The sequence below is a fragment of the Prosthecobacter gellanilyticus genome (assembly GCF_007992435.1).
Classification (GTDB): Bacteria; Verrucomicrobiota; Verrucomicrobiia; order Verrucomicrobiales; family Verrucomicrobiaceae; genus Prosthecobacter; species Prosthecobacter gellanilyticus.
Genome location: NZ_BKAG01000001.1, coordinates 390,970 through 400,962 on the forward strand (window position 1 = coordinate 390,970; position 9,993 = coordinate 400,962).

A 9,993-nucleotide genomic window follows, 5' to 3' on the forward strand; every position below is an offset into this window, starting at 1 on the left:
GATTATGGCCAAAGCACCCAAAGACACCTCCGCTGAACCGAACACGAACAAGATCGCTGAAGCTCGTGCCAGGAACCTGGATCTGGCCATCCAGCAGATCCAAAAGGACTACGGCGAGGGCTCCATCCTGCGCATGGTGGGTGATCACAAGGTCGATGTGGCGGTCATTCCGACGGGTAACTTGCTGATCGACCAGGCGCTCGGCGTCGGCGGCTTTGCCCGCGGTCGTATCGTGGAAGTGTATGGTCCTGAGTCTTCGGGTAAAACGACTCTTACTCTCACGGCTGTGGCCCAGGCGCAGAGGGCAGGCGGTCTGGCGGCTTTCATCGATGTGGAACATGCGCTCGACTCCAACTACGCCCGCCGTCTCGGCGTGAAGATGGACGAGATGCTCGTCTCCCAGCCCGGCTCCGGTGAAGAGGCCCTGCGCATCTGCGAGACCCTCGTCCGCTCCAATGCACTCGATATCATCGTCATCGACTCCGTAGCCGCCTTGGTCACCCGTCAGGAACTGGAAGGTGAGATCGGTGACAGCACCGTGGGCGCTCAGGCCCGCCTCATGAGCGCCGCGCTGAGAAAGCTCACCGCCATCATCAGCAAGGCCCGCACCTGCGTCATCTTCACCAACCAGATCCGTGAGAAGATCGGCGTCATGTTTGGCAACCCTGAAACCACCCCTGGCGGCAAGGCCCTGAAGTTCTATGCCAGCGTGCGTGTGGACATCCGCCGCATCGGCGCCATCAAGAGCAGTGACGGCACCGTGACCGGCAACCGCACGAAGGTGAAGGTGGTGAAAAACAAGCTGGCCCCGCCCTACACGGAGGCCGAGTTCGACATCATGTACAACGAGGGCATCTCCAATGTGGGCTCCATGCTCGATCTGGCCATGGAGTTCGACATTCTGCAAAAGCGCGGCTCCTGGATCAGCTACAAAGGCAGCCAGCTGGCCCAAGGCCGTGATGCCGCCAAGGAAGCGCTCAAGGCTGACGCCGCTCTCTACGCTGACATTGAAGAAGCCGTGAAGGCCAAGCTGGCTGAGAAGGGTATCTCAACGGGCGGTGGTGGTGGTTCAGCGGAGTAACCGGAGTGGGCTGGAGCCATGGAGAGTGTCCGTGGTCACAGTCATCAAGATCATCTTTGTTCATCGAGTCAAGGAAGGCAGTCAGACTGCCTTCCTTGAACTTTTTTCGGGGGGTGCCGGATGACTCGCGTGGAGGTTCGTTTGACCGTGCTGGAAGGGCTGATGAGGCCGCTCACATATCAAAGATAGAGTCCTAGACATAAGGGGGTGACTTCCCGTAAGATCGGGCAAATCGTATGCGACCGTTTTTGGGTCCCCTGAAGCTCTTCAAGAAGCATCAGGGTTTCATTTTTATACTTTCAGCCAGCTGTCTGCTTTGGTGGGTCAGTCGCGTTCCGAATGAACGCCCCACCGGACAGACCAGTGATGCTCGTGCCCAGAGGCAGCCGCTCGAATTCCAGGCGGCCACCTCGGTGAGGACAAGCTGGACAGCGGAAGAGACGGTGGCTGTGAACCCCTTGAAAGCAGCGGGCACCCCCCTCTCCCTGATCAAGATTCTGGAGATGCGGGAGACCCCTGCAAACGGGCGCACCGGCACGCGCCGGTCCTGGCTGGTGGAGACGAACTTCCAGCACCGCTACCTCCGGGTGGACCAGGAACTGCAACTTGGAAGCGGTGACAAGGTGACCCGCAGTCACATCTATGTGGCCGACCAGATGCTGACCGTGCTCAAGGCGGAGGCAGACCCTCAGAGCGCTGTTAAATCCATGCAAAGCGCTGGCTTTGAGCAGGTCCGGATTCTCCCTGGCACCTCGTCAGTGCTGGTGAATCTGGACCGCCATGATCTGGATGCGCTTCCAGAGGCTGCGGTGAAGCTGGCGGCCTTGAAGGAGGTGCTGGCGGCCGAGCCAGACGGTGTGGGCGGTGCGGCCATGACCACGCCCAACGACCCGAGTTTTGGCAACCAATGGAACCTTTATAACACCGGGCAGTCTGGAGGGGTGGTGGACGCGGATGTGGATGCTCCGGAACTCTGGGAGCTGCTGCCCACCATGCCACCCTTTCCCGTGGCCGTCCTGGACACCGGAATGGACTACAATCACAAGGATCTGGTTGGAGCGCTGTGGATCAACAGTGCGGAGATTCCCGCCAACGGCATCGACGACGACAACAATGGCAAGATCGACGACTTCCGAGGCTGGGATTTTGTGAACCGGACCAACGATCCCATGGACGACAATGATCACGGCACTCATGTCAGCGGCATCATTGCCGCACGCCGGAACAACGGCCTGGGCATCGCGGGGATTTTTCCTGAGGCACGGATCGTGCCCGTGAAGGTGCTGGGCCAGGGAAGTCAGGGAACCACCTCGGACTTGGTGGAAGCGCTGAGCTACGTGCGGACGCTGGGCGTGAAGCTCGTCAATATGTCCGTCCAGGGCTATCCCGAGAACATCAGCCTCTTGAACGAGCTGGCCACCGGGCAGGACCACGGCATCCTGTATGTCGTCAGCGCAGGCAACCAGGGTGCCAACATCGACATCTACCCAAACTTCCCGGGCAGCTTTCCTCACCACAACATCATTTGTGTCGGCAACTCCGACCGGAATGACAACCGCTGGACCGGCAGCGAAGCCTCGAACTACGGCCCCATCGCGGTGGACATTTTTGCCCCGGGCACGCTGATCCCCAGCACGATACGAAACAACAACTACTACAGCTTCATCGGCACCTCCATGTCGGCGCCGCATGTGACCGCGGCAGCGGCCATGCTCTGGTCATTGCGGCCGCAGTCTTCGTGGGAGCAGGTGAGGAGCTTGTTGATTCAATACTCGGAACCCCTGGCTTCTCTCCAGGGCCTCTGTGCCACGGGCAAACGATTGAACCTGCACATGGTCGCGGTGGCGGTGCTGCCCGAAATTGCTGTTGAGCAGCCGGTCGGCACCAACCTCGTCAGCAATGTGGGGAGCAGTTCCTTTGGCAGCCTTGTGGTTGGGCAGGAATCCACCCTCACATTCACGGTCAAAAACACGGGGAAGGCGGCCCTGTCCGGGCTGGGGGTTTCAATCACAGGCAAGTATGCGCACGATTTCGCGGTCGTGGCGGCACCCCCTGGATCCTTGCTGCCAGATGCCAGCGGTACTTTTACGATCCGCTTTTCTCCATCAGCGGCTGGTGAGCGCACCGCGCTTATCGAAGTGTCCAGCAACGATCCGGATGAGAGCACGTTTGGAATCCCTGTGACGGGCCTTGGCGTGACTGTTCCTGAGATTGTGATTTTCGAGGGCAGCCGTGAGTTGACGGATGGCGTGGACACCCTCGACTTCGGAGCGGTTCCAAAAGGTGCGGATGTGATCAAGACCCTCCGCATTGTGAACGCGGGCACGGCTGCATTGACCGGTCTGCAAATCAGCAGGTCAGGGCCGCAGGTGACGGAGTTTGCCGTGTCACCTCTGGTGGGGAGGCTAGTCCCGGGTGCTGAGACATGGGTGCATGTGACGTTTGATCCCCAGGCCTCTGGAGAGCGCCACGCCGCGCTCAACATCACCAGCAACGATACGGATGAAAGTCCCTTCAACATCAGCCTCATGGGAACCGGTGTGGTGGAACCCGAGATCTCGTTGAGCTTGAACACCACCTCAGCGACCCCTTTAACGGCTGGCGAATCCGTCATCAACTTTGGCACCACACGCATCTCGGGCCTTTACTCCACCACCTTGGTGGTTCGCAATCTGGGAACGGCCAGTCTGACCATCACTCCCTCCATGGTGGGCGCGCATTTGGCGGACTTTGGCTTCTCCTTGTCCAAGCCTGCTGTCGTGGCGCCAGGCAAGGCTGAGTACTACCCGGTCACCTGCCGACCCACCGCCACAGGTCTGCGTTCGGCCACTCTGCGCATCACCAGCAATGACGCGGATGAAAGCCCCTTTGACGTGGGGCTGCAGGCCATGGCGGTGCAGCCGGAGCCGCCGGTCTTTGCCGAGCCACTGCAAAGCCAGTTGCTGCCAGCAGGTTCACCCCTGGTCTTGAGTGCGCGGGTCACCGGTGACCCGCTCATGAGCTTCCAGTGGAAGCGGGGCGGCATTAACATCAGCGGTGCCACGGACGATGAGCTGCGCATTTTGTCCTCGAGGACCTCGGATGCGGCTGTCTACACTCTCGTCGCGGATAATCCGATCGGTCCGCCCGTGACTTCCACGGCCTACGTCGCCGTCATGACCCAGGGTCCGGGAGACCAGCTCTTGAAAGCAGGGGCGACGCTGAACCTCAAGTGCACGGTGGCAGCTCCCAGTGCTGCCGGCGTGACCGTGAAGTACTCCTGGCGGCGGGAAGGGGATGACCAGCCCCTGGCCAATGATCCCCTGGGTCTAAACGGCACGGTCATCACAGGCGCTGACAAGGCTACTCTCACCCTCTCCAAGATCAGGGTGGCAGACTCCGGCACTTACACCTGCCTGGTCACGCTCGATATCCCTGGCGCTGACGACCCCGAACTGCTCCAGGGCCCGACCCGGGTGGATGTCGTTGATGCGGCACCGCACATGCACCCGATCCCCATCCCTGCCACGGTGTCGGTCAGCGAAAGCATCGACGAGACCGTGTCGGCGACATCACTCCCTAGCAGCTTCACTGTCACGGGGCTGCCTAAAGGTCTGAGCATCGACCGCAGGAGCGGTCGCATCACCGGCAAGCCGGTCACGGCCAGCAAGAAAGACGCCTCCGGTGGATACATCCCGAACAAGATCACCTTCCAAGCTTCCAACCTTTACGGCTCCGGTCCCTCGTTGGAATTTCCCCTGGTCATCGAGGCTCTTGATCCATCCGTCACCGGTTCCTTTCATGGCACCGTGGCGCGTGCCGGACACTCAAACTTCGGCCTTGGCGGCCATGTGCAGCTTACGGTCAGCTTGACCGGTGCGGTTTCCGGCTCTGCCATGCTGGCGGGGCAGAAGCACAGCATCGTGGGTGCTCTGGATGCCGCTTCAGGCCACGATCCGACGGCGAATCTCACCATCAGGCGTGTCCCGGCCAGCCTGGGTGATTTGCGGCTGGAGTGCCACATTCCTGTGGCTGCCCATGTGCTGCAGGGCAGGATCATCGAGCCCAGGATCGAGCGTGTCACCAGCGAGCTCGCGCTATGTTTCAGCCCTGCTCCGGACGTGGAGGGTGGATCTGCCGCTGGAGGTGCGTCTCTGGACAGCCCCTCAGGCATCGCCGTTTCGCCTAACGGCAATTGCTATCTCGCGGACACGGGTAATCAGGCCATCCGTCTTCTGCACTCCGGAGAACATGACGCGGAGGTGTTTGCGGATCTCCCCAATCCTTCCCCGGGCGGCGGCACCGCAGGCGGCACGGGCTTCAACGGTCCTGAAGGCCTCGCTCTCGATACTGCGGGCAATCTCTATGTCGCGGACACGGGCAGCTCCACCATCCAGAAGATCACGCCTTCTGGAGAGGTGACCACGTTCGCTGGCAGCGAGGCCCAGGTAGGCAGCAAGGATGGCACCGGTGCCGTTGCCCGTTTTCACCAGCCCTGCGCACTTTGTTTCGATCTGGCGGGAAACATGTATGTGGCGGACCGCGGCAGCCACCTCATCCGCAAAATCACTCCCCTCCGGGTCGTCAGCACCCTCGCTGGAAAGGCTGGCATTCCTGGACACAAAGATGGATCGGGCACCGGTGCCCTGTTTCATTCTCCGCGGGGCATCACCTATGACCCGGTCTTGAAGGCGCTCTTTGTGACGGACACGCTGAACCGTGTCATCCGCAAGGTCACGACCACAGGCGTCGTCACCACCTACGCAGGAGCCCCGAAGGTCGCGGGAAAGGCGGACGGGCTGTTTGCGAATGCCCGCTTCAATGAGCCCATCGGCATTCTCTCCCTGGGCAATGGCACGCTGGTGGTCGGTGATTCCGTGCTTGTGCAGCTCAACCGCAATGGCATCGCCGCCCGCATCTCGGACCCGGTGGATGGGGCGGGTTCCCTTGATCGTCCAGTGGCTCTCGGCGTCGATGCCAGCACCGGAACACTCATTGCTGTGCATGATCATCTGCATGCGCTGACCCGGCATGAGCGTGATGGGGTCGCTCTTGATGCCATCATCGAAGCACGGCGCAGTTCGTGGAGTTTGTCGAATCCAGTCCCGCTGGATCAACAGGGCCTTTTCAATGCCGTGCTGAAGCTCGGTGCTGCCACCCTGGCCAATGACAGCCCCTTCCCGCAGGGGGAGGGATTTGTGCAGCTACGCATCACCCCCGCCGGGACGGTCACCTGGACCGGCCGCAACGCCGATGGAACCACGCTGACTTTCGGCACCTTTCTAGACGCCAGCCTGGGCATGCCGCTGCATGTGCCGCTCTACCAAAACACCGGCAGTCTCCAGGGGCGCACCTTCATCATCGGCGCGGGATTTCCTGCTCCTGACACCGCACCCCTCCTGGACTGGTACAAGATACCCCGGCCGCTCACCAGCACTGACCGCAGCTACCGGGACGGGTTCACTCCGCACACGTTGCTGCTGCAGGGCGGCAAGTATGTCCCTGGCAATCTCCATGCTTACCTTGGCCTAACGAATCATTCGCCAAACGTCGCGCTCACCTTCACCCAGTCCCTCATCAGCGGCTTCTCGCTGCCCTTCACACTCATGAAGCCGAACCAGGTCGTCGTGCCGTTGAACAATCTTGCCTTCGGTTTGAGCATCGATTCGAGAACCGGCGTCTTCACGGGGAACTTCAAGGAAGGCCGCCCCGCTGTCACCGTCCCCTTTGCTGGCATCCTCATTCGCCAGGGCAGCATGCGGGAAGGCCGTGGTCATTATTTGCTGCCCTCATCCGCACTGGGCACCTCGCCCATCCAGTCTGCCCCTGTCAGGCTGGAGTGAGGAGCGTGCTGGTGAGAGGGTTTGTCATGACAAACCAATTCTCTGACATGCTCGGGTCATTCTTTGGAGACGCGGTCAGTGATCTCATGCGTGCGACAAAAGTCGCGGACAAGGGTCGGTGAACCTTCCGCCGCTCTCGACATCCTGAGAGAACGCTCCTAAGATCGCCAATATCAGCATGCGGTTCTTTTTGGTTATTCTTCGGTTCATCAGCAAGCCTCGGGCCCTGTCACTGCTTCTCTTGCTCAGTGGTATTTTCTGGTTGGCCACTAGAGCCAGTCACGACACACCGGTCAGCGAACGCGGCAGTCCGCGGATCGAAAATGCTCTTCCCGGGGTTCCTTCCGCCTCCCTCTCTGTGAGCAAGCGGACTTGGACATCTGCGGAGATGAGCGCTGTCGACCCGCTGAAGAAAGCGGGCAGCGCCATTCGACTGCTCAACATCCTGGACATGCGGGACGAACCTGCCAAGGCGGGTTCGCCACGGCAGAGATCCTGGCTGGTTGAGACCAATTTCGAGCAGCCGTATCTGCGGGTGGATCAGGACCTGGGTGGCGCGGCCGCGGAAGAGGTGATCCACAGCCAGATCTCCATCGCCGACCAGGTGGTGGTGGCGCTGAAGTCGGAGGCAGATCCCCCGCAGGCGCTGGCATCCATCCACCAGGCCGGATTTCGGCAGGCACAGATCATCCCGAACACCTCATCGGTCCTGGTGCACCTGGGCCGTCATGACCTGGATGCCGTTCCCGAGGCCTCCAGCAGACTGGCTGCCTTGACGGATGTGCTGGCCGCCGAGCCGGATGGCGTGGGCTCCGGAGCCCTGATCCCGAATGACACCAGCTTCGGCACGCAATGGCATCTGCACAACGTTGGCCAGTCCGGAGGTACCGTGGATGCAGATGTGGATGCCCCGGAGCTCTGGGACCTCCTGCCCACCTTGCCATCCATCCCGGTAGCGGTGCTGGACAGCGGCCTGGACTACAATCATCAGGACCTCGTCGGTGCGCTTTGGACCCGGAGTGCGGACACCCCGGGCAACGGCATTGATGATGATGGCAATGGCAAGATCGATGACTACCGCGGCTGGGATTTTACGAACGATGACAACGATCCTATGGATGATCATGACCATGGCACGCATGTTAGCGGGACCATCGTCGCACGGCGTAACAATGGATTGGGTGTCGCCGGCATTTTCCCCGAGGCGAAGATTATCGCGCTGAAAGTACTGAATGACTCCAATGCCGGCAGCACCTCCAACATGATCGCTGCCCTGGGCTACGCCAGGACGCTGAATGTACGTCTGGTCAGCATGTCTCTGCAGAACTACCCGAACAGCACCGGCGTCTCCAACGAGATCACGGCCGGGCAGGCGCAGGGCATGCTGTATGTGATCTGCGCGGGCAACCAAGGCGCGAACAACGACAACACGCCCAATTTTCCCAGCAGCCACCCCCAGGCCAATATCATCTCCGTCGGTAACTCCGACCGCAATGATGTCCGTTCGACGACCAGCAACTACGGGTCGCTCGCCGTGGACATCTTTGCTCCCGGGACCTCGATCCCCAGCACGATCCGCGGCAATGCCTACAGCAACTTAACGGGCACCTCGATGGCCACACCTCATGTGACCGCCGCCGCGGCCATCATTTGGGCGGCACGCCCCCAGGCGACCTGGCAAGAGGTGAAAAGCATGATTTTTCAGTTCTCGGAAAGCAAGCCAGCCTTCAATGGGATTTGTGTCACCGGCAAACGCTTGAACTTGCAAACGCTCGGCCTGGCGGCGCTGGTGGAGATCGCCATCGAGAACCCAGCAGGGACGAGCCTTGTCAGTGATACCGGAAGCGAGACCTTCCCTGCGACCGATCTCGGAAAGTTTTCAACCTTGACCTACACGGTGAGGAATTCAGGTCGGCTGGACCTCTCCGGGATCGCCGTCTCTTTCGAAGGCAGCCATGCGCAGGACTACACTCTCGCGTCGTCCCTGCCCACGTCTCTGTTACCCGGGCAGAGCATGACCTTTGACGTCCGTTTCACGCCGTCGGCCGCCGGTTCCCGCCAGGCGGACATTGAAATCTCCAGCAATGACCCGGACGAAAATCCTTTCGTCATTCATGTGAGCGGCAGCGGTGTGCCTGTACCGGACATCGCCGTCTTTGAAGACACCCTGGAACTCACGGATGGAGATGCCGCCCTGGCCTATGGCATTGTCAGCTATGGTTTCAGTGTGACCAAGGTCTTGCGCATCCAGAACGTTGGCACGGTCACGCTGAGTGGCTTGCAGGTTGAAAAGACGAGTGATGCGGCCAGCAACTTTTCCGTCTCAACCATCGCGGACAGTTTGCCGCCTGGTGCCGAGCTCACGCTGAACGTGACCTTCACTCCCCAGACCCCCGGGCTGTGCAGCGCAGCACTCAGCATTGCCAGCAATGACACGGATGAAAATCCCTTCAACATCAGCCTGGCAGGCATCGGCACCCTGATGCCGGAGATCGCTGTCTTTGAAGACACCCAGGAAATGAGCGATGGCGCAGGAACCCTGGCGTTCAGCCCGGTGACGCATGGTTTGAGCGCGACCAAAGTCCTGCGCATCCGGAATACCGGCACAGCGCCGCTGACTGGCCTGCAATTCACCAGGACGGGCACCCACGCCGCTGACTTCTTCACCCCGGAGCTGGCGGACCCCATCGAGCCTGGAGGGGAGTTTTTGCTGAATGTGACCTTCGCCCCCCAATACTCAGGCGCGCGCACCGCCGTGCTCCGCATCGCCAGCAATGATGCAGATGAAAACCCCTTCGACATTGCTCTCACAGGCACGGGTCTGCCGGAACCGGAGATCGCGGTGAATTCGGCGGCAGGAAGCTCTCTGATCGCAGGCCTCTCCAAAATCCATTTTGGCAACGCGCACACCGCAGAGACCTACTCCACCACGATCACCATTCGCAACACGGGCAGCGCCAACCTCATCGTCACCCCTGCCATCCTGGGTCTTCAGGCATCTGAATTTAGCATCTCCCCCACGGCATCGGCCCTCCTGCCTCCGAGCACGGCAGAGATCTATCAAATCACCTGCAAGGCTGCGGATGCTGG

General features: G+C 60.7%; 3 protein-coding genes. All 3 read left to right on the forward strand.

Annotation, left to right across the window (positions count from 1 at the left end):
- Nucleotides 1-4: 4 nt before the first annotated feature.
- Entirely contained in the window at nt 5-1,081 is a 1,077-nt protein-coding gene (gene recA / locus BGE01nite_RS01450; protein WP_146848471.1) for a recombinase RecA, read from the forward strand.
- Between the two features lie 236 nt (nt 1,082-1,317).
- The gene (locus tag BGE01nite_RS01455) at nt 1,318-6,903 is read left to right on the forward strand and encodes a S8 family serine peptidase (protein ID WP_146848472.1); all 5,586 of its coding nucleotides are present in this window, start codon (nt 1,318-1,320) and stop codon (nt 6,901-6,903) included.
- 388 nt (nt 6,904-7,291) lie between these two features.
- Nucleotides 7,292-9,993: S8 family serine peptidase (locus tag BGE01nite_RS01460; RefSeq protein WP_170266518.1), on the forward strand; the 2,702-nt coding region annotated here is incomplete at its 3' end.